The organism is Candidatus Methylomicrobium oryzae, from assembly GCF_016745425.1.
GTDB classification, from domain to species: domain Bacteria; phylum Pseudomonadota; class Gammaproteobacteria; order Methylococcales; family Methylomonadaceae; genus Methylomicrobium; species Methylomicrobium oryzae.
Window position 1 is genome coordinate 95,101 of sequence record NZ_JAERVK010000016.1, and the last position, 20,854, is coordinate 115,954.

General features: G+C 55.9%; 15 protein-coding genes. 11 read left to right on the plus strand and 4 right to left on the minus strand.

What is annotated here, in order from left to right; translation table 11 throughout:
* Positions 1–41 precede the first annotated feature (41 nt).
* The 4 genes from tssM to JJL52_RS17085 all read left to right on the plus strand — a co-directional run bounded on the left by tssM (position 42) and on the right by JJL52_RS17085 (position 6,572).
* Positions 42–3,596 carry a type VI secretion system membrane subunit TssM gene (gene tssM / locus JJL52_RS17070; protein ID WP_202053701.1) on the plus strand — a complete coding sequence of 1,185 codons (3,555 nt, stop codon included), beginning with the start codon at positions 42–44 and terminating at the stop codon, positions 3,594–3,596.
* Positions 3,578–4,345, plus strand: a complete 768-nt coding sequence (gene tagF / locus JJL52_RS17075; protein WP_202053702.1) for a type VI secretion system-associated protein TagF — start codon at positions 3,578–3,580, stop codon at positions 4,343–4,345. The genes tssM and tagF overlap by 19 nt, the downstream gene beginning before the upstream one ends.
* Complete coding sequence (locus JJL52_RS17080; protein WP_202053703.1) at positions 4,345–5,067, plus strand: PP2C family protein-serine/threonine phosphatase; 723 nt, start codon at positions 4,345–4,347, stop codon at positions 5,065–5,067. The genes tagF and JJL52_RS17080 overlap by 1 nt, the downstream gene beginning before the upstream one ends.
* Positions 5,068–5,150: 83 nt before the next feature.
* Positions 5,151–6,572: an autotransporter outer membrane beta-barrel domain-containing protein gene (locus JJL52_RS17085; RefSeq protein ID WP_236994324.1), complete on the plus strand. Its 1,422-nt coding sequence runs from the start codon at positions 5,151–5,153 to the stop codon at positions 6,570–6,572.
* Positions 6,573–7,253: 681 nt separating this feature from the next.
* On the opposite strand, the gene JJL52_RS21615 is transcribed toward JJL52_RS17085, so the two are convergent.
* The 4 genes from JJL52_RS21615 to JJL52_RS17100 form a co-directional block, all read right to left on the minus strand.
* Positions 7,254–7,382, minus strand: coding sequence for a hypothetical protein (locus JJL52_RS21615; protein ID WP_272901757.1), 129 nt, complete (start codon positions 7,380–7,382; stop codon positions 7,254–7,256).
* Positions 7,383–7,460: 78 nt separating this feature from the next.
* On the minus strand, positions 7,461–10,646 hold the full coding sequence (locus JJL52_RS17090) for a PKD domain-containing protein (protein ID WP_202053704.1): 3,186 nt from the start codon (positions 10,644–10,646) through the stop codon (positions 7,461–7,463).
* 760 nt (positions 10,647–11,406) lie between these two features.
* Entirely contained in the window at positions 11,407–12,006 is a 600-nt protein-coding gene (locus tag JJL52_RS17095; protein ID WP_202053705.1) for an NUDIX domain-containing protein, read from the minus strand.
* A complete protein-coding gene (locus JJL52_RS17100) occupies positions 12,003–13,130 on the minus strand; it encodes a PQQ-dependent sugar dehydrogenase (RefSeq protein ID WP_202053706.1) in 1,128 nt (375 codons plus the stop codon). Before JJL52_RS17100 ends, JJL52_RS17095 begins: the two co-directional genes overlap by 4 nt.
* Positions 13,131–13,241: 111 nt before the next feature.
* On the opposite strand from JJL52_RS17100, the gene htpX reads away from it, so the two are divergent.
* From htpX to truA, 7 genes are all read left to right on the plus strand, one after another.
* Positions 13,242–14,120: a protease HtpX gene (gene htpX, locus JJL52_RS17105; RefSeq protein ID WP_202053707.1), complete on the plus strand. Its 879-nt coding sequence runs from the start codon at positions 13,242–13,244 to the stop codon at positions 14,118–14,120.
* 276 nt (positions 14,121–14,396) lie between these two features.
* Positions 14,397–15,287, plus strand: coding sequence for a cysteine synthase CysM (gene cysM / locus JJL52_RS17110; protein ID WP_202053708.1), 891 nt, complete (start codon positions 14,397–14,399; stop codon positions 15,285–15,287).
* Positions 15,288–15,330: 43 nt separating this feature from the next.
* Positions 15,331–17,388 carry an AsmA family protein gene (locus tag JJL52_RS17115; RefSeq protein WP_202053709.1) on the plus strand — a complete coding sequence of 686 codons (2,058 nt, stop codon included), beginning with the start codon at positions 15,331–15,333 and terminating at the stop codon, positions 17,386–17,388.
* A gap of 15 nt (positions 17,389–17,403) precedes the next feature.
* Positions 17,404–17,988 (plus strand): YdbL family probable chaperone protein, encoded by a 585-nt coding sequence (locus JJL52_RS17120; protein WP_202053710.1) that lies wholly within the window; start codon positions 17,404–17,406, stop codon positions 17,986–17,988.
* A gap of 3 nt (positions 17,989–17,991) precedes the next feature.
* Positions 17,992–19,326, plus strand: a complete 1,335-nt coding sequence (gene rlmD / locus JJL52_RS17125; protein WP_202053711.1) for a 23S rRNA (uracil(1939)-C(5))-methyltransferase RlmD — start codon at positions 17,992–17,994, stop codon at positions 19,324–19,326.
* 13 nt (positions 19,327–19,339) lie between these two features.
* A complete protein-coding gene (locus JJL52_RS17130) occupies positions 19,340–19,828 on the plus strand; it encodes a L,D-transpeptidase (protein ID WP_202053712.1) in 489 nt (162 codons plus the stop codon).
* 117 nt (positions 19,829–19,945) lie between these two features.
* Entirely contained in the window at positions 19,946–20,752 is an 807-nt protein-coding gene (gene truA / locus JJL52_RS17135; RefSeq protein ID WP_202053713.1) for a tRNA pseudouridine(38-40) synthase TruA, read from the plus strand.
* Positions 20,753–20,854 lie beyond the last annotated feature (102 nt).

A 20,854-nucleotide genomic window follows, 5' to 3' on the forward strand; every position in this document is an offset into this window, starting at 1 on the left:
GACGCTGCTGCGCGGATGATCGACCCAGGATTTTACCGATAATGAAACTCTTCAATTTTATTAAAGCACGCTGGTTCATTTCCCTGCTCGGCCTGATCGGCCTGGCATTGCTGATCTGGTTCGTCGGCCCCTTGTTCGCGTTTGCCGGCCATGCGCCACTGGAGCCGGAAGGCCGCCGCTGGGGACTGATCATGCTGGTTGCGGCCGTCTGGCTGGCCGTCCGCCTCTGGTCCTATCTCTCGGCCAAACGCATGAACAGCCGGATGCTGGGGGTGATGGCGGCCCCCGCGCAGGCGGCCTTGAACCCGGACGAACTGGCCTCGAAAGACGAACTGCAAACCTTGCAGGAGCGAATGCAGGATGCGTTGTCAATCCTGAAGAAAGCCAAACTCGGCGGCCGGAGCGGACGGCAGTTTTTATACCAGCTGCCCTGGTACATCATCATCGGCCCGCCCGGCTCCGGCAAATCGACCTTACTGAAAACGTCCGACCTGAAGTTTCCGCTGTCCGCCCAATACGGCAAAGACGCGATCCGCGGAGTCGGCGGCACCCGCAACTGCGACTGGTGGTTTGCCGATGAAGCCGTGCTGCTGGATACCGCCGGCCGTTATACCACGCAGGACAGCAACCAGCGCGTCGACCAGAGCGCCTGGCTCGGCTTTCTCGACCTGCTCAAGAAATACCGCCCGCGGCGGCCGATCAACGGCGCGATCGTGGCAATCAGCATCGCCGACCTGCTGACCCGGAGCAAGGCCGAACAGCAAGCCGCCGCGCATGAAGTCCGCAAACGCATCCAGGAATTGCACGAACGCTTCAACATGCGTTTTCCGGTCTACATGCTGTTCACCAAATGCGACCTGCTCGCGGGCTTCATGGAATATTTCGACGACCTCGACCGCGACCGGCGCGCCGAGGTCTGGGGCATGACGTTCGAACTGGAAGAAAATCCCGCCGCAGTTACCGTGGACCGCTTCGCCGCGGAATTCGACCTGCTGGCGCAGCGCCTGCAAAATCAGCTGGTCGACAAACTGGAACGCGAGCGCGGCGCCGAACGGCGTAATTATATTTATACCTTCCCGCAGCAGTTCGCCTCGCTGCAGGACCTGATCCAGCCCTTTCTGAACGAAATTTTCCAGCCGACGCGCTACGAGCATACGGTGATGCTGCGCGGCGTTTATTTCACCAGCGCAACACAGGAAGGATCGCCGATAGACCGGATTATGGGCGCATTGGCCGGCAATTTCGGGCTCGACCGGCAAAACCTTTCCGCCGCGGCCGGCCAGGGCAAGAGCTTTTTCATCAACCGCCTGCTGTCCGATGTGATCTTCAGGGAATCCGGACTTGCCGGCACCAATCTCAAACTCGAAAACAAGCGCGTCTGGCTGCAGCGCGGCGCCTTCGCCGCGGTCGGCGGAGCCGCCCTGCTCTTCTCCCTGCTCTGGCTGGCCAGTTTTGCCGGCAATAAAGCTTATATCCGGGACGTGGCAGCAGAGGCACAAGCATTGCAGGCCAACCTGAACAAATTGAATCCGGAAGACGCCAATCCGTTGGCGCTGCTGCCGATCCTGGATAAAGCCCGGAGCCTTCCCGGCGGCTACGGCGACCGCGAAAAAGGCACGCCTTTGATGCTGAGTTTCGGCTTATACCAGGGCGACAAATTGGGCGAAGCGGCGATTTCGCTGTATCGCAAACTGCTCAAGGACCTGTTCCTGTCGCGCCTGATGAACCGCATGGAACAACAGTTGCAAAACAATGCGGACAACGGCGAATACCTGTATGAAGCGCTGAAGGTCTATCTGATGCTTAACAATGAGCATTACGACCCGAGCGCAATCCGCACCTGGATTACGCTGGACTGGAAGCATAATCTGCCGCCGGATGTCGGCAACGACCAACGCGAATCGCTGAACCGGCACCTGGACGCGCTGCTGGAAACGCGTCCGGTGCCTTTGCCGCGGCCGCTGGACGGCGCGCTGATCCGCCAGACCCGCGGCATTCTGGAAAATACGCCGATAGCGGACCGGATCTATTCGCGCCTGAAGCTGGAGCTGGCGGATGCGGAGATTCCGGATTTTCAAATCGCCGAAAAAGCCGGGCGCGACGCGCTCCTGGTGCTCGCGACCAAAAGCGGCGCGCCGCTGACCAAAGGCGTGCCGGGCTTTTTTACCTGCGCGGGCTACCGCAACCTTTTCCTGAAAAACAGCGAACAGATCATCGACCGGCAGGCCGGCGACAACTGGATCGTCGGGGCCGAAAAAGCGGCGGCGCTGACCGATGCGGAAGTCAAGGATATTAAAGAAAGCGTACTCAAGCACTATCTCGAGGATTATATCCGGCAATGGGACGGCTTATTGTCCGACATGCAGATCAAACCGTTTTCGAGCCAGACGCAAATGGTCGAAATCCTGAACATCGTATCGGGCGAACATTCGCCGCTCCGCCAGCTGCTGCAGGCGGTAGACAAGGAAACCAGCTTTGCCTGCCTGGCCGAAAAAGACAAATCCCTGCTGGACAAAGCCAGCAGCACGCTGAGTTCGGCGCGCTCGACCCTCGACACGATCATCAGCAAGACGCCGGAAGCGCTGAACCCGGCGCCGCCCACGGTCACCACCAATCTGGTCACCGAACATTTCAAGGAACTGCATGAATTCGTGGCAACCCTCGACGGCTCCCCGCCGCCCCTGGACCGTTCGCTGTCCACGCTGAACGAACTGTATGTCTACCTGAACTCGCTATTGAACGCCACCGGCGACGAACTGGCTTTGGAACAGCGCAAACAGGTGGTCCAGGTGATCAACAAAGTCACCCTGGAAGGCAAGCGCAATCCTTTTCCGGTCAGCAAAATGATGGCGAATATCGCCGAAGGCAGCAACGACCTGGTCAGCGGCGGCATCCATAAACACCTGAACGACTCGTGGAAATCCCAGGTCCTGCCGTTCTGCCAAAAGGCCATCCAGGGACTCTATCCGATCGCGCGGGGCTCGCGTGAAATTACCTACGAGGATTTCACCTTCTTCTTCGGGCCGAACGGGCTGGTAGACACTTTTTTCACTAAATACCTGGCTCCGTCGGTTGAAAAAACTGGACGCGACTGGGTTTGGAATACCCGCGGCGAATCCGGCTCCGGCTTATCCGCCGCAACCCTGAAACAATTTCAACTGGCCGATACGATCAAAAACATTTTCTTCCGGATGGGAAAGCAGACGCCTGCGGTCAGCTTCAAGTTGAAGCCGATCTCGATGAGCCCCAGCATCACCCAATTCGTTCTGGATGTGGACGGCCAAGTGCTGACTTACGCCCACGGCCCGGTACGCCCGGTATCGATGAAATGGCCGGGACCGAACGATTCGGGGCAGGTCAGGGTCCAGTTGCTGCCGCCCTTGCCGGGCGATTCGGGACTCTCGAAGGAAGGTCCTTGGGCATTGTTCCGGGTTTTCGACGAAGCCGAAATTACCAAAACCTCCAATCCCACCACCTTTATCGTCACCTTTAACATTCAGGGACGCGAGGCAAAATTCGAACTGACCGCGAGCAGCGCGATCAATCCTTTCCAATTATCGGAACTGCAAACCTTCAGATGTCTGCCGAATCTGTAAATATCCTGGGCTATTACGGCAAGGTGCCGACCCATGGCGATTTCGTCACGCGCGGCCTGCCGCGCAGTTTTATCGAACCCTGGGATCTCTGGCTGCAGGAGGCGATTCTGACCAGCCGCCGGCAACTGGGCGAAAACTGGCTGAACCATTATCTGACCAGCCCTTTGTACCATTTCGCCCTGTCGCCGGGGATTTGCGGAAACAGCGGCTGGATGGGCGTTTTGATGCCCAGCGTGGACAGGATTGGCCGCTACTATCCGATGACGATCGCCCTGATGAACAACGCGGAAATAAGTCCTTTCGTGGCGATGCAAAAAACGGCCTGGTTCTCGCAAATCGAGGAAATCGCGCTTTCCTGCCTGAAGGACGGTTATGATCTGGATGAATTCAATCAGGCCATCGACCGCCTGGGGCAAACAATCGGCCCGATCCCGGCCGATTGTTTGCCGTTGACCGAACGGCACGACCGGACGCCGTTCCTCGCCGTTTGGCGTCAACCGCTGAACAGCCTGGATGCATTGAACGGTTTGATCCCCCCCTTTCTGGACCGGGTGCTGCGGGAGCGGTGCCTTGCCTATAGCCTGTGGTGGACGGAAGGCTCGGAACAGATTCCATCATCGTTTTTATTCAGCGAAGGACTGCCCCCGGTGGAAAGCGTCGCCGCGATGTTCGACGGGGATTGGCAAAAATGGGGCTGGGGAGAAAACCATTCTTCAAGTCAATCCTCGGGCACTTTGTCTTCGCCTTGATGCCGATGCGTGATTTTTCCTGGGACTCTTATGCCACCACGCATATCGGCAAGGTACGCGCGATCAATCAGGATGCCTATCTCGACCTGCCCGGGCAACATTTATGGCTGATCGCGGACGGCATGGGCGGCCATGAAGCAGGCGAACTCGCCAGTGCGGCGATCGTGAACGCCTTGCAGTCGTTCAAACAGGAAAAATGGCTCGGCGCCTCAGTTGCCGACATCTATCGCAAACTGCTCGGCGTCAATCGGCTGCTGGTCGAGATGGCCGTCGATAACGGCCATGATTCGGTCGTCGGCAGTACGGTCGCAATGCTGTTGGCCAGCCGCCATCACGGCGTCTGTTTATGGTCCGGCGACAGCCGGGTTTACCTGCATAGACGAGGGCGATTGAGACAACTCACGCGCGACCATAATTACGCCTCGCAAATGCTCACGGAAGGCTACAGCAGCGAAGAAGCCGACAGCAATCCCTATGCGCAAGTTCTGACGCATGCGGTCGGCGCCGATCCGGAGTTATTCCTCGAAGCCCAGATTCACGAAATCAGGCCCGGAGACATCTATCTGCTCTGCAGCGACGGATTGAACAAGGAAGTCGGCGATAACGAAATCGAAACCGTTTTAAACTCGGTCGCGCTCGAACAGGCCCTTCCTGAATTATTGGAACTCTGCCTGGCCCGAGGAGCACGGGATAATACCACTATAGTCCTCGCGGGGTGCTAGAGATCGGCAAAACGGATCAAGCAATTCTTTACCTCTTTTAACAACAATCTATAATACTGCTTTGATTTCTAGAGATATTATTCTTGACAAGAAAAACACTTAGCGATTTAATCGCAGCTAGATTCCATCTAACAATTACCCAAGCGGAAGCTGGGCATCTTAACTACAGTTTTGAGCGGAATCGTGAATTTTCAACAGATTTATACGGGGATGCGGCTATGCCAAAACTAATTCAACAGATCGGCTATGGAGTTTTGACGACCGGGTTAGCGATTGTAACCACCAAAGCCTATGCTGTTCCCGATCCCTGTACCATTGTATTCAGCGAACTCGTTCAAAGTGAATTGTCGCTTACCCCTGCCCAAGAGGATCTCGTATCGACCTGTAGTCAATACGCGAATGCCAGTGACCAATTGACCCCCTACCAGGCGCTTGCACAAACGACTCTGGCAATTTCAATTGCAAATCAACAATTCCGAAACGTAAAAAACCGGCTGATGCTGTTGCGCCGCGGCCTCGGCAGCGGAATCGACGTAAGCGGCCTTAATCAGCAGCCGACAGACGCGTTTTTACCCAGTTCCTTATCCGGATTTTCCCGTCAGTCAAACGGGGGCGGCGCCAGTGGGGACAAAGACAGTCCGTTCGACAGACTGGGTATATTCGTTAACGGCAACTTCGGCGTCGGCGATAAGGACGGCACGGACCGGGAATTAGGCTTCGAGTATGACAGCCAGGGTGTAACGGCGGGGGTCGATTACCGCTTTACCGATAATTTCGTTCTCGGCGGCACCTTCGGCTATAACGCGATCAAATCCGATTTTGATGCTTCGAGAGGAAACCTGAACCTGGACGGTTACAGTTTTTCGCTCTACAGCACCTATTACAACGACGACTTTTATCTCGATACCATATTTTCGGGGGGGTGGAACGAGTATGACACCCGCCGGAACATCCAATTGCCCGGCTTTAATCAAACCACCCTCGGCAATACTCGGGGCAACGATTATTCCTTCAATGTCACCGGCGGCTACGATTTTCATCAGCAAGGATTGACCTATGGTCCCTATGGCCGGGTCAGTTATCAAAACGTCCAGATCGACGGCTATCAGGAAAATTCAAGCAACTCAAGCGCGCTGGGTTTCGGCGGTCTTACAACAATTGACAAACAGAATGCCGTTTCGCTGCAAACCGCTTTAGGAGGACAGCTTTCTTATGCGTTTAGCACCTCCTTCGGAGTTTTAATGCCCATAGCCAGAGCCGAGTGGGTGCACGAATTCCATAATGGTAGCAGGCCCTTAAACTGGAGTTTCAGCAGCATTCCTAATCAGCAAACGTCCTTTGTAAACCTGAGCGACGGTTCGAGCCGCAATTTCGCGAACCTGAGCGCAGGGCTTTCGGCAACGTTTACGCACGGCACATCGGCGTTTCTGTCCTATGAAGCTATGGTAGGACGGGAAAATATTTCCGAGCATTCGATTAACGCGGGAGTGCGCACTGAGTTTTAAATTGCCCTTGCATTTTGTATTTTGTATATTTGTATATTTAATATAGATACAGAACTAATTTTCTTCGAGTAACCCATGTAGCAAATTCTCGAGATTGGTTTGGAATTCGTGTCAGCTAGCGGAAACACTCTTCAGTGATATTTTCGTTGATATAGCGCCCAGCGAATCTATAAAAACACCGGCCCAATAATTCAGGATACAGTGATTGATTTATTCGGACGACAATGTCTAAGAAGCTGAAGCTGTTTGGAAATTCCTATTTCAAGCCCGGCAACTCACTCTAATGTCTGATGGCAATGTAAAGCCAAATTTCGGGATATCCACCGATTTTACTGAGGCGGCGATACCGATTCAGACAACTGAAGGCATACTCCTCCTACCAGCAAGCCCACAGCAAAGACTTTTGCGTTTGCTTAGCACGCAAAGCACCGCCGTCCGGCAGAACTTGAAACGCTCTGCAAACCAGTCTATCTATCGACCACTAAGCCGCCGCACATCCCCAGCATGAGTTAGCAGCGGCGAGCACCGTCTTGATCTTGTATCCTGGTTCTCGTCCACCACGACAGCCATGAGCCAGACTATCCATCAGCAGATGGCGTTGAAACCATCAGTTTCCCTGCCTCGAAATCGCACACACTAAAAACCTCAGCGCACTTGACGCTTTGGTTGCCTGGCCTCCCATCACGGGTTGGTGACGCCCTGTTTCTTTGGCGCCACCTGACCTGTAACAGATGCTGCTTCAAATAACACCATTCGCTCTTGCTTAGGTTGTTCGGGTTGCGATTTTTCCGTCTTTTGATACAGAATCATCTCAACCCCGAGGAAAAAATCCTAGAAAGTGAATTCGAAAATCAGCGCCTCCAAACAGCCTCTAAATTTCTCTTAATTTTAACCACAACTATTAGGAATCGAGGTGATTATATCGCTGCCGCCGTCTTTATCAGATACTACAACGCTAGTAGGCGTGTAACTACCAATAAAGCTGCCTGCTTCCGGATTGTAATCAAGAGAGACAGCGGTACCACTTGAATAATTGCTGACGGTTTGCTGATAATCTATTGGAGAACAAAACTCCGAAGAACAGGATTCAAATGATATTCTCCAGTTGATCGTAAGGCTGTACGGATTATCAAAGTTGTTTGCCGGATCAGAGTAAGCTACAGTCACTTCTGCATCACAACCATTGTTCCATGAAGCCTCGGTAATCGATGGCGCCACATTATTGACAGTGACTTGGACCGTGTCGCTGCCCGTGCCGCCATCATCATCGGTCACCGTCACGGTCACCGTATAGGTGCCGTTACCGGCATAGAGATGATTGAGCCCGAAATTCTTGCCGTTCAACGGTAAGGGTTGGACGCCTGAACCGTCGCCATAGTCGACGGTTGCCGACCATGAGGCGGAATCGGGGTCGCTAAAAGAACCGGACTGATTGAACGCCGAACCTCCGTTGAGGGTCGCGTCGGCGCCGGCATTGACCGTCGGCGGCTGGTTTTGGACATTGACCTGGACCGTGTCGCTGCCCGTGCCGCCATCATCATCGGTCACCGTCACGGTCACCGTATAGGTGCCGTTACCGGCATAGAGATGATTGAGCCCGAAATTCTTGCCGTTCAACGGTAAGGGTTGGACGCCTGAACCGTCGCCATAGTCGACGGTTGCCGACCATGAGGCGGAATCGGGGTCGCTAAAAGAACCGGACTGATTGAACGCCGAACCTCCGTTGAGGGTCGCGTCGGCGCCGGCATTGACCGTCGGCGGCTGGTTTTGGACATTGACCTGGACCGTGTCGCTGCCCGTGCCGCCATCATCATCGGTCACCGTCACGGTCACCGTATAGGTGCCGTTACCGGCATAGAGATGATTGAGCCCGAAATTCTTGCCGTTCAACGGTAAGGGTTGGACGCCTGAACCGTCGCCATAGTCGACGGTTGCCGACCATGAGGCGGAATCGGGGTCGCTAAAAGAACCGGACTGATTGAACGCCGAACCTCCGTTGAGGGTCGCGTCGGCGCCGGCATTGACCGTCGGCGGCTGGTTTTGGACATTGACCTGGACCGTGTCGCTGCCCGTGCCGCCATCATCATCGGTCACCGTCACGGTCACCGTATAGGTGCCGTTACCGGCATAGAGATGATTGAGCCCGAAATTCTTGCCGTTCAACGGTAAGGGTTGGACGCCTGAACCGTCGCCATAGTCGACGGTTGCCGACCAAGTGTCAGTGCCGGGGTCGCTAAAAGAACCGGACTGATTGAACGCCGAACCTCTGTTGAGGGTCGCGTCGGCGCCGGCATTGACCGTCGGCGCCACGTTGTTAACCGTAACGGTGGCTACAGCTTGACTCGAACCGCCGAGACCAACCACTTTCAATGTTACAGAATGAACAGACGGGCCATCGCTGCCTTGGAACGAAGGCGTTGCACCCGATATTTCAAAGCTTCCGTTGTTGTCAAGATCCCATTCAAAAGTCAGTTGATCTGCATTCGTATCGGAGTCTGCCGAGCCATTAAGGGTAACCGAACCGCCCTCATTGACCGTATAAGGTCCTCCAGCATTGGCCTCGAACGGCATTTGCGCCAAATCTTCATCGATTTTCCCATCGCCATCGTCATCCAGTCCATTGGACAGTTCTTCGTCAATTCTACGATCACAATCGTTGTCTATCCCGTCACCTTGCTCGGTCCCAGTAGCTGTGCATGCTTCCGCAATTTTGGCCAATCTTGAACCGCCCGGATAACCGTAGGAGTCGGAACTCGCAAAACCATAGGAATAAACGCCGAAAGGCACATTCGGCAACAAATGATTAATCGTATGAGCATTGATATTGACAGATACCTGCGCTCCGGAATATCCCGTCGCTCCGATTGGAGTGAAGGGTATAAGAAAAGCGGAAGCGGAAATAGGCTCGCCGTCAAGACGCAACCCAGCCAATTGGCTCGTCGGTGCGACGATATTGATATAATTTACAAAACTAACCGGTTCACTGGCAGGCGTACTGACAACATAGTCTGATCCGAATTGCTCAGCCGGAGGTATAATCATCATAAAAGGATCAGAAGGTACACCGTCGACCGATTGGCCTTTTGAATACTGTACAACGAGCGCCGGTTTGCTGGTCTGAATCTGGTGAAAAGAGCCGGATGCCAGATCTACATCCTTGAACTTACCTTTTTTCAGCAGCGCAACATTATCCCCGTCAAGTTGAACTTCGGTCCCGTCATTGGCCGCCAGAATACGAAACACATCTCCTTTTTTCCTAGTAGCCAAAGGAGTTGTAAAAAATGAAGTGCCCCATGTATTTGTGGGAGGAATCTGTTCCACCATATGATCGCAGGCCAAAGATTTACTCGGCACGACCCCACATTGATGACCGCCGAAAACCGATATTGGTTTGGATGCGGTAATTATCGAACCGGTCAAATCGGCGGGATACCCCCCCTTTGCCTTAAACTGAATGCTCTGCAGCCGATTCAAAGTAAATTGTGCCGACTTTCCGGCTTGTACCGACTTGACATCGCGCCCCTTGACAGTCGCTCTTGTCGGCGTAAAAGTAACTACGGTTCCATCTTCATGCGCCACAACCTGCAGTTCGCTCGATAGCGTTTTCTTGGCACTGGGAAACGAAGGCACGATATATTCCGTACCGGCAAGGTCGGTCGGCAGACCCAGGTAAGCATCGGTGGTAAATTTCTGCTGATTTAAACCATAGACCACGAACTCATCAGGTGCAGATAGCAATAAGCCTTTGTTTTCAATGGTCCCGCTTCCGCTGGCCCGCAAGGATAAAGGTAGGTTAGAAACCGAGGTAATTGTATTGGGAGACACAGGGAAAGACTGTGGCCCGTAGCCGGGCGCTTCCACCGTTACCGTAGTACCCTGTGGAGCGGCAGTAGTTAAATACAGATATATATTGCTTGGGTTGCCGTCGTTCCGGTAATTTTCCATGAAACCCAATATGAATTTATTGCCTTGATTATCAGGTGCAGCGAATATGGGATTAATGGCACTAACCGAAGCAATAAAAAATGCAAGGCTTTGCAGCAGAAGTAACCGAGATTTCAATTTAAATTTCACTATTTTCCCCTAAAAGCTGTCAGAATCGCCAAAATAGTAGTAAACAAGGCATAATTTATTTTTATTGTGTGTAACGCTGGTGTTTTTCGACCTGCTGAAAACTCTGCTGTATTAAAGATAACTCATACATTTTGATGCTTATCATTTTCCCAAGCTTGCAAGTCTTGGTCATGAAAAACTGTGACTGTTTATTATATTCCGTCCATCCTCACCCCACGCCCCGCCAATAAATAACAAGATCGATGGTCTGCTGAGCACTGACAACTCTACTCTAGAGTCCCCATTTTAGAGGCGGCATTCTGCCGCTGCCCTCTCCACCTTCAGCGACCGGAAGAAGTGATTTTTCTTAACTTAATGGTATTCCCCAATTCTTGAAGCCCCTACCTGTCGAGTACGAGAGGAAATCCTCTCTTAATGCGCGCACTGAACGAAGTAAAGATAGGAGTGTTGGGGGGGGCCGAATCGCTCCCTAGCATAACCTCTTCCCTTGCAGACGCCTATATATCACAAGAGGTCAGCAATTACACCCTTTTTCTGAGAGCCTATAATCTTTTCATCATTTATTTTAATGATAATTTTATTAGTCACAAAATCAGCGAGTATTCGAGGCAAATAGATGCCCCGGCCTGCAAAACATTTGCATAAATATTTTATGGATGCGTGAAAAAATGATGTGCCAATTTTTAACCGTTATTCTTACTCCTACATATTTTTATGTTGGTTAAATAAAATCTTAAGTATCTTTATTTTTACTCCTTAATTAACAACTCCATTGCTGCCGAAGCCGGTCGCGATTCAGCGCCAGCCACTGCACCGCCAGAATCGGAATCGCGGACTCGATCTCGCCGCTTTCGAGCATCCGGTAGGCTTCGCTGAAAGGCGCGGCGCGCACCAGAATGTCTTCGTCTTCATGATCCAGCCCGTGAATGCCGCCGATCTCCCTACTGTCAACCTTGCCGCAGAACAGCGTGATCATTTCCGAATAACCGCCCGGAGACGTATAGAACTGCATCACCTTGACCAGTTCCTCGATCGCGCAGCCGGCCTCTTCTTCCGCTTCCCGGTAGGCCACTTCTTCAGGAGTCTCCCCGTCCTCGACCGCACCGGCGACAATTTCGACCAGCCAGGCCCGTTCGGGACTGCCGATCGCGCCGATCCGGAACTGCTCGATCAAAACGACGGCATCCCGTTCCGGATCGTACAGCAAAACCGCGACGCATTGGCCTCGCCCGAACAATTCGCGTTCGATTTCGCCGCTCCAGCCGCCGGCGAATAAAGTGTGCCGGAGCCGGTATTTTTCCAAACGGAAAAATCCCGAGTAGCCGATTTCCTTGCTGATGATTTCAAAGGTTTTGCTCATTTGCCTTGTTGATATTGCACTTTGTAGATTACGCCGAGACGGTCGTCGCTGATCAGCAAACTGCCGTCGGGCAAGGTCAGCACGTCGACCGGCCGGCCGAGCACCTGTTCGTCCTTGGTCAGCCAGCCGTCGATGAAGACTTCTTCGCCGGCCGGTTTATTGTCTTTGAAAGTGACCAGCACGACCCGATAACCGTCCGGCACCGAACGGTTCCAGGAGCCGTGCTGGGCGACGAACAACTGGTTCCGGTAATGCTCCGGAAACTGCTCGCCGCGGTAGAAACGGATACCCAAAGCGGCGACATGCGCCTTGAATTTCCAGACCGGCGGCGTATAGTCGGAGCACTGCTTGCCTTTGCCGTATTCCGGATCGGCGATCGCGTCGCCGTGGCAGAAGGGATAGCCGAAATGCTCGCCGGTCCTGGACCAGCGGTTCAGCTCGTCGGGCGGCAGGTCGTCACCCAAATAATCGCGTCCGTTGTCGCTGAAAAACAGGGCCTCGGTTCCGGGCTGCCAGTCGAACCCGACCGTATTGCGGATACCGCGTCCCAGAATCTCAAAATTGCCGCCGTCCGCGTCGACGCGGACCAGCGACGCATACACCGGCCTTTCCGGATTGCAGATATTGCAGGGCGCGCCGACCGCGGTATAAAGCTTGCCGTCAGGACCGATGCGCAGGTATTTCCAGCCGTGGTGCATGTCGGTCGGCAGCTTGTCGTACACCACCGACGGCTTCGGCGGGCTGATCAGATTTTGCAGGATATTGTCGTAGCGCAAGATGCGGCTGATTTCGGCTACATACAGCGCGCCGTTTTTATAGGCGACTCCGTTCGGCATCGTCAAACCCTCCGCGAGTACGTAACGCGTTTCGGCGGTACCGTCCCGATCCTTGTCCTGCAGTGCATACACCTTCCCTTCTCGGCCGGTGCCCGCGAACACGACGCCGTCGTCACCGAGCGCCAGACTGCGCACGTTCGGCAAATTCCGCGCGTACAGCGAGATCGAAAATCCCCGGGGCACGTTCAATTTGGCAATCACGTCTTCGGGCGCCACTTGCTGCGCACAGGCGGAGAATCCCAAGCCGACCAGCAGGGCCGCAACCAAGGTGGATTTCAAATGCTTCATAACACCCTCCTTTAAACTTTTTTGTATATTATCACTCTGACCCGTATTGAATTTACTTATTCAGTCCCTATTTCGTCGATATCCTAAAACCCGTCATAAAAGGCAAACACCATGATGCGAATTTTTCTGTTTTTAGCGACCAATGTCGCGATACTGGTCGTGATCAGTATCATTTTCAACGTACTGGGCTTGAGCGGCGCCCTCGATGCGCACGGCGTCAACCTGAATCTGAATGCGTTGCTGGTGATGTCTGCCGTGATCGGGATGACCGGCTCGTTCATTTCGCTGATGATGTCGAAGTGGTCCGCGAAAAACGCGATGGGCGTGTATGTGATCGAGCAGCCGCAAAATCAAACCGAACGCTGGCTGGTCGACACGGTCGCACGCCTGGCCCGGCAGGCGAATATCGGCATGCCCGAAGTCGGGATGTTCCAACAGCCTGAAGCGAATGCGTTCGCGACCGGCTGGAACAAAAACAGCGCTCTGGTCGCGGTCAGCACCGGCTTGTTGGAATCGATGAGCGCCGACGAGGTCGAGGCGGTACTCGGGCACGAAATCAGCCACGTCTCGAACGGCGACATGGTCACAATGGCGCTAATGCAGGGCGTGGTAAACACCTTCGTCTATTTCTTCGCAACCCTGATCGGCTATGTCGTGGACCGCGCGGTGTTCAAAACTGAACGCGGCTACGGGCCGGCCTATTACATCGTGCAGATGGTCGCGCAAATCGCACTGGGCATCCTTGCCTCGATGCTGGTGATGTGGTTCTCGCGCTACCGCGAATTCCGGGCCGATGCGGGCGGCGCGCATCTGGCAGGGCGCCAGAAGATGATCGGCGCTTTGCGCGCCCTGCAGCGCACTCAGGAAACCGCGACGCTACCGGGCCAGTTGGCCGCTTTCGGGATCAACGGCGACGGCCGGCTGATGCGCCTGTTCATGAGCCATCCGCCGCTGGAAGAGCGGATTGCGGCATTGCAGAACAACCGCTAAACCAAAGCCGGGACGGACAAAATCCGTACCGTTTCGGCACCAAATTTCAGGCGCTTTCCAGCCATTACCTCCCTACTTTACTCCAGACCTGCCGGGTTTTAAAACCCGGCAGGTCTTTTTTCATCCCGAACCGGCAAGGCTTTTCCAAAGATAAAACGTCCCTCGCCCTTATTCCCATCGTTCCGTCCCCGTTAACACGCGTTGAAATTCCACCCGCCTGTTTCTCCCATTTTGTGGGATAATTCCGCCAATTGAGTGAAATTATCCCGATCGCACATGAAGTTTCCCACCATCGAATCCTTCGTTGGAAACACGCCGCTGGTCCGCCTGCAGCGCCTGCCCGGCCCGAACAGCAATACGATCCTGGCTAAACTGGAAGGCAACAATCCTGCCGGCTCAGTGAAAGACCGGCCGGCCTTGAGCATGATCCAGCATGCCGAAGCCCGCGGCGAAATCAAGCCCGGCGACCGCCTGATCGAGGCGACCAGCGGTAATACCGGCATCGCGCTCGCGATGGCGGCCGCGATCAAGGGCTACAGGATCACCCTAATCATGCCCGACAACATGAGCGCCGAGCGCCGCGCTTCGATGAAGGCCTACGGCGCCGAGATCATCCTGACACCGGCCGCCGGCAGCATGGAAGCCGCGATCGACCTGGCACGCCGGATGGAAGCGAACGGCGAAGGGCGTATTCTCGACCAGTTCTCGAATCCGGACAATCCGCGCGCGCATTACGAAGGCACCGGCCCCGAAATCTGGCGCGATACCCAGGGAACCGCCACTCATTTCGTCAGCTCGATGGGCACCACCGGCACGATCATGGGCACTTCGAAATTCCTGAAAGAAAAAAATCCGGCGATCCAGATCGTCGGCGTGCAGCCGGAAGGCGAATCCAAAATTCCCGGCATCCGCCGCTGGCCGCAGGAATACCTGCCGAAAATCTACGATCCGGGCCGCGTCGACCGGATCATCCTGGTCGACCAGCACGCGGCCGAAGAGACGACCCGCGCATTGGCCGCGAGGGAAGGCATTTTCGCGGGCGTCTCCTCCGGCGGCGCGGTGTATGCGGCACTGCAACTGGCAAAGGAAGTCGAAAATGCGGTGATCGTAGTGATCATCTGCGACCGGGGAGACCGCTATTTATCGACCGGCGTGTTTCCGGACTGATCGCCGCCCGTATATCGACGGAGTTTTGAGAGCGGTATGTAGGGTGGATAAGCGAAGCGCATCCATCAAACTTTGGGTCACACTTATACTGCTATTCAGCACCGCAAGTGCCGCAATCGATGACGTCTCGCTCGATATCGGCGCATTGAACGCCCAGGGCTGGAAACTCGAAAACATCCGCCTCGTCCTCGAAGGCATCCCAAACCCTCGCCAGCAGTTGGCCTTGACGATCGGCAAGCTAACCCTGCCGAAACCGCTCGACGACCTGCAACTGGCCGACATCCGTTGCACCGCGTTCAAATGGAACGACCATCAAACCGTCTGCGAGCAGGGCCGGGCAAGGATCGACTCGAAGCGCTGGCGATCGCCGAAGGCGGCGTTTTCGTTCCGGCTCGGCGAGAAATCGAGCAGCGCGACCGTAACCGGCCTCCGGCTATTCGGCGGCATCCTTAACGCCGAAATGACCGAACAGGCGATGCACTGGCAGGTCAGGCTGACCGGCGAAAAACTCGACGGCATGCTGCTTCAGAAGCAGCTCGGCTTCAGACCGGTCGAAATCAAAAACGGCGAGTTGGACTTCGAGCTCCTGGCTTCCGGCGCCAAAGACGACATCGACGAGATCGACCTGACCGCCCGGCTCGATCGGCTTACCCTGCAAACGCCGGACGGCAAGGCCGCCACCGAAACGTTGTCCGCCAACGCGAAAATCCACGCCATCCGCGAAGGAGAGCACTGGCACTGGCAAATCGCTGAGCAACTCACCAGCGGGGCGCTGTACCTGGAACCCGTCTATCTCGAAACGGGCAAGGAGGCGATCGAATTGGTCGGACAAGGCAATTGGCGTCCCCTCCGGCAACGCCTCGATATCGACACGTTCGCATTTGAACATGCCGGAACCGCCGCGGCGAGCGGCCGGGTATCAATCAAAACCGGTGCACAGGTGAAGCTGACCCGAGCCAACTTCTCCGTACAGTCGGAGGATTTGGCGCGCTTCTCATCGGTCTATCTGAAACCTTTCGCCGAACAGACCGCTTTCGAAGGCCTCTCGCTAGAAGGCCGCGCAAAAGCGGAACTGACCTTGACCGGACAAGCCTTGACGCATCTGGCGCTAAACTTCGCCGGCCTTGCGGTACACGACGAAAACGGCCGGATCGGCGTCGAAGGCGGAGAAGGCTCGATCTACTGGTCGAACGATCCCGATCCAGCCGTTCCTTCGGCGCTAGGCTGGCAAAAACTGTCACTGTACTCGCTCCCGCTCGGCCCGGCCCGCCTGGCTTTTTCGGCACATGCGAACCGGATCGAACTGCTGAAAAAAACCCGCCTGCCATTCCTGGGCGGCAACCTCGCGCTGAACCGGTTCACTTTTCAAAGCCATCCCGAACAGGAACCGGACGTCTATTTCGAAGGGCGCCTGAATAACGTCTCGCTCGAACAGTTGACCGGCGCCTTGCATTGGACGCCGCTGTCGGGCACGGTCAGCGGCCGGATTCCCGGCGTCGAATACCGGGACGACACGCTGCAACTGAAAGGGGAACTGAACGTCAAAGTCTTCGACGGCAACGTCAGGATCGCGAACTTGGCGTCCTCGGGCCTGTTCGGCGATTTTCCGAGACTCTCCGCCGAAATCGAACTGGACCGCCTGGATCTCGACCAAATCACCCGCAAATTCGAGTTCGGTGGGATTACCGGCAGATTGTCGGGATTCGTCAAAAACCTGCAGCTCGAAAACTGGCGCCCGGTCGGCTTTTATGCCTGGTTCGGCACGCCGGAAGACGACGATTCGCGGCACCGGATCAGCCAGAAAGCGGTGCAAAATATCGCGAACATCGGCGGAGGCGGCGCGGCCGACCTGCTGTCGCGGAGTTTCCTGCGCTTCTTCGATACTTTCGGCTACGACGAAATCGGCCTCGGCTGCTATCTGCACGACGGCGTCTGCCAGATGATGGGGATCGAGGCCGCCGAAAACGGCGGCTACCGGATCATCAAGGGCGGCGGCCTGCCGAGAATCGACGTGATCGGGTATAATTCACGCATTGACTGGAATGTCCTGATCGAGCGCTTGCAACGCGTAACCGCATCGGATGAAGTCATTATCAAATAATTTCAGGTAAAACCCATGAAAAAACTTTCCCTCCTGGGCGCGCTGCTGCTTTCCGCCTGCGTCACGATCAATATCTATTTTCCGGCCGCGGCGGCCGAAAAAGCGGCCGACGAAATCATCCAGGACATTCAGAACGCCGCGCCGCCGAAACCGCAATCGAAATCCGGCCGGAGCGACGACCATGCGGAGCTCTACCGCAGGATCGACCAAGCGGTCGCGCTGTTTATTTCCTCCGCGGAAGCGGCCGAGGCCGATCTTTCGATCGACAGCCCCGATATCCGTAAGCTGCGCGCGTCGATGGAGAAACGCTTCGCTTCGCTACAGCCGAACTATGCGGCCGGCTACATCGGGATCAAGGCGGACGGTTTCCTGACGGTCCGCGAAGGCGCGAACATTCCGCTGAAAGACCGGAATCAGGTCAGTAAACTGGTCGCGGCCGAAAACCAGGACCGGCAGCGCCTGTATCAGGCAATCGCCAACGCGAACGGCCATCCCGAATGGCAGGATCAAATTAAATCAACCTTCGCCGCGCGTTGGATCGGCAACGCCCAACCCGGCTGGTGGGTGCAATCTTCGAACGGAAGCTGGAAACAGAAATAACAGATGGCAGGCAACAGAGCAAGAAAGAAAACCTTACCGGAAACGCCGGTTCGGACCACGATCGAATCGCTCGCCCATGATGGGCGCGGCGTAGCGCATGTCGACGGCAAGGCCGTGTTCATCGACGAGGCGCTGCCCGGCGAGGAAGTCGAATTCGTTTACACCGAAATCCGCCGCGATTTCGCCGAAGGCAAGGTCGTGAACCTGATTACCCGCAATCAGGCACGCAGCGAGGCGCCCTGCCCGCATTATGGGGTCTGCGGCGGCTGCAGCTTTCAGCATGTCGAAGCCGCCAAGCAAATTCACATCAAAGAGGATTTGCTGAAGGAACAGTTCAAACGGATCGGCAAGGTCGCCGTGCCCGAACTCTGGCAGCCGTTGATCGGCCCACACTGGGGCTACCGGCGCAAAGCGCGGATGGGCGTCAAATATGTCGCGAAGAAAAACCGCACGCTGGTCGGTTTCCGCGAACGGCGCCATCCTTATCTGGCCGAGATCGACAGTTGCCGGGTCATGCACCCGACCGTCGGCGAGAAGCTGATCGACCTGTCCGAGCTGATCTCAGGGCTCAGCATCCGCGAGAAAATCCCGCAGATCGAAGTGGCGATCGGCGACAAGCAATGCGTACTCGCCGTGCGCGTGATGGAACCGCCGACCGAGGCCGACAAGGACAAGCTGCGCGCTTTCGCGCGCGAACACGGCGTGTCGATCTGCCTGCAGCCGAAAGGACCCGATTCGATTGTGCCGCTCGACGGCGAGCCGGAAGTGATCCCGACCTATGCCCTGCCCGACCAGGACATCGAATTCAAGTTCCGGCCCGCGATGTTCACCCAGGTCAACTACGAAATCAACCGGCAGATGATCAACCGGGTGCTCGAAACGCTGGAACTGAACGAGCACGATACGGTGCTGGACCTGTTCTGCGGCCTCGGCAACTTTACGCTGCCGATGGCGCGCTACGCCGGCCGCGTGGTCGGCGTCGAAGGCGATCAGCCGCTGGTGGACCATGCAAAAGAGAACGCAAAACATAACAAAATCGAAAACGTCGAATTCTACGCGGCCGACCTGAGCAAAGACGTCTCTGACCATCCCTGGTTCAACCGCAAATACAACAAGATCATGCTCGACCCGTCGCGGGCCGGCGCCTCGGAAGTGCTGAAATATTTCAAGAAATGGCAGCCGGAGCGGATCGTCTACGTCTCCTGCAACCCGTCGACCCTGGCGCGGGATGCGGGCATCCTGGTCAACGAACTCGGCTACAAGCTGGTCAAAGCCGGGGTGATGGACATGTTCCCGCAGACCGGGCATGTCGAATCGATGGCGCTGTTCGTCAAATAAAGACGGTCAAATAATGGCCGACATTTACCTCGACGTGTCAATCGCCCATCAGCGTCTAACGCTGGTCGAAAACGGGCAGCCCCTCAAAACCTACCCGGTCTCGACCGCGAAAAACGGCCCCGGCGAACGGAAAGGCAGCGAATGCACGCCGCGCGGCTGGCATCGGGTGCGCGCAAAAATTGGCGCGGGGCAGCCGCTCTTTAGCGTCTTCAAGGGCCGCCGCCCGACCGGCGAAATCTACAGTCCGAAACTCGGTCGCCTGCACCCGGAACGCGACTGGATTCTGACCCGCATCCTCTGGCTCGGCGGACTGGAGCCCGGAAAGAACCGTTACCGCGAGATCGACAGCGCTTGGCGTTATATCTATATCCACGGCACGCCGGACGAAGGGATGCGGGGCCAACCCGAATCGCACGGCTGCATCCGGATGTTCAACGCCGATGTGCTGGAACTGTTCGACCGTATCGAAGCCGGCATCAGGGTTTACATTCATGAAGACTAGCACGACCTTTCGGACAGCCCGCGCAGGGTACGCTACGCATACCGTATCCGATATGACCGGATCGATTCTTGCGGGAAAAGGTACGCGCAGCGTACCCTACACTTTAACGTCCGCCATATGAGCCGCATCGCCCTCGGCATCGAATACGACGGCAGCGCCTTTTTCGGCTGGCAATTCCAGGCCGAACGGCGCAGCATCCAGGCCGAGCTCGAACGGGCGCTGGCGAAAGTCGCAAATCATTCCGTCACTGCGATCTGCGCGGGGCGCACCGACGCCGGCGTACACGCGCTCGAACAGGTCGTGCATTTCGACACGGCCGCCGAACGGGAACCTTACTCCTGGGTGATGGGCGGCAATACCCATCTGCCCGACGACGTGCGGATCCTCTGGGCCAAACCCGCGGTCGGCGACTTTCATGCGCGCTACAGCGCGATCGCGCGCTTTTACCGCTACATCATTCTGAACCGGCCGGTCAAATCGGCCCTGACGCCGACGCAGACGACCTGGTGCTATACGCCGCTCGATGCGGACCGGATGCATCAGGCCGCCCAATTCCTGATCGGCCATCACGACTTTTCCTCGTTCCGGGCGCAGGGCTGCCAATCCAAGAGCCCGTTCCGGCAGGTGCATTTCGTCGACGTGTACCGCGAAGGCGACCGTGTGATCATGGACATCGCCGCCAACGCGTTCCTGCACCACATGGTCCGCAATATCGCCGGCAGCCTGATCGCGGTCGGCGCGGGCAAACAGCCGGCCGGCTGGATTCAGGAACTTCTGACGGTCAGGAAGCGCGCGCTTGCCGGGGTTACCGCCCCGCCCCACGGCCTGTACCTGGGCGGCGTGTTTTACCCCGAATGCTACCGGCTTGCCAATCACCCGATTTTCTCCAAACTGCCGGCCGATGCTTGCCGACACCGGGATTAAGGGCCGTAGATACTGTTATCCACATCAAGCGTTATGAAGAGCTGCGCTGTAGATACCGTCTTAAAAGTCAAGACAACCTTCCGTAATTGGGTTGATAAGGTT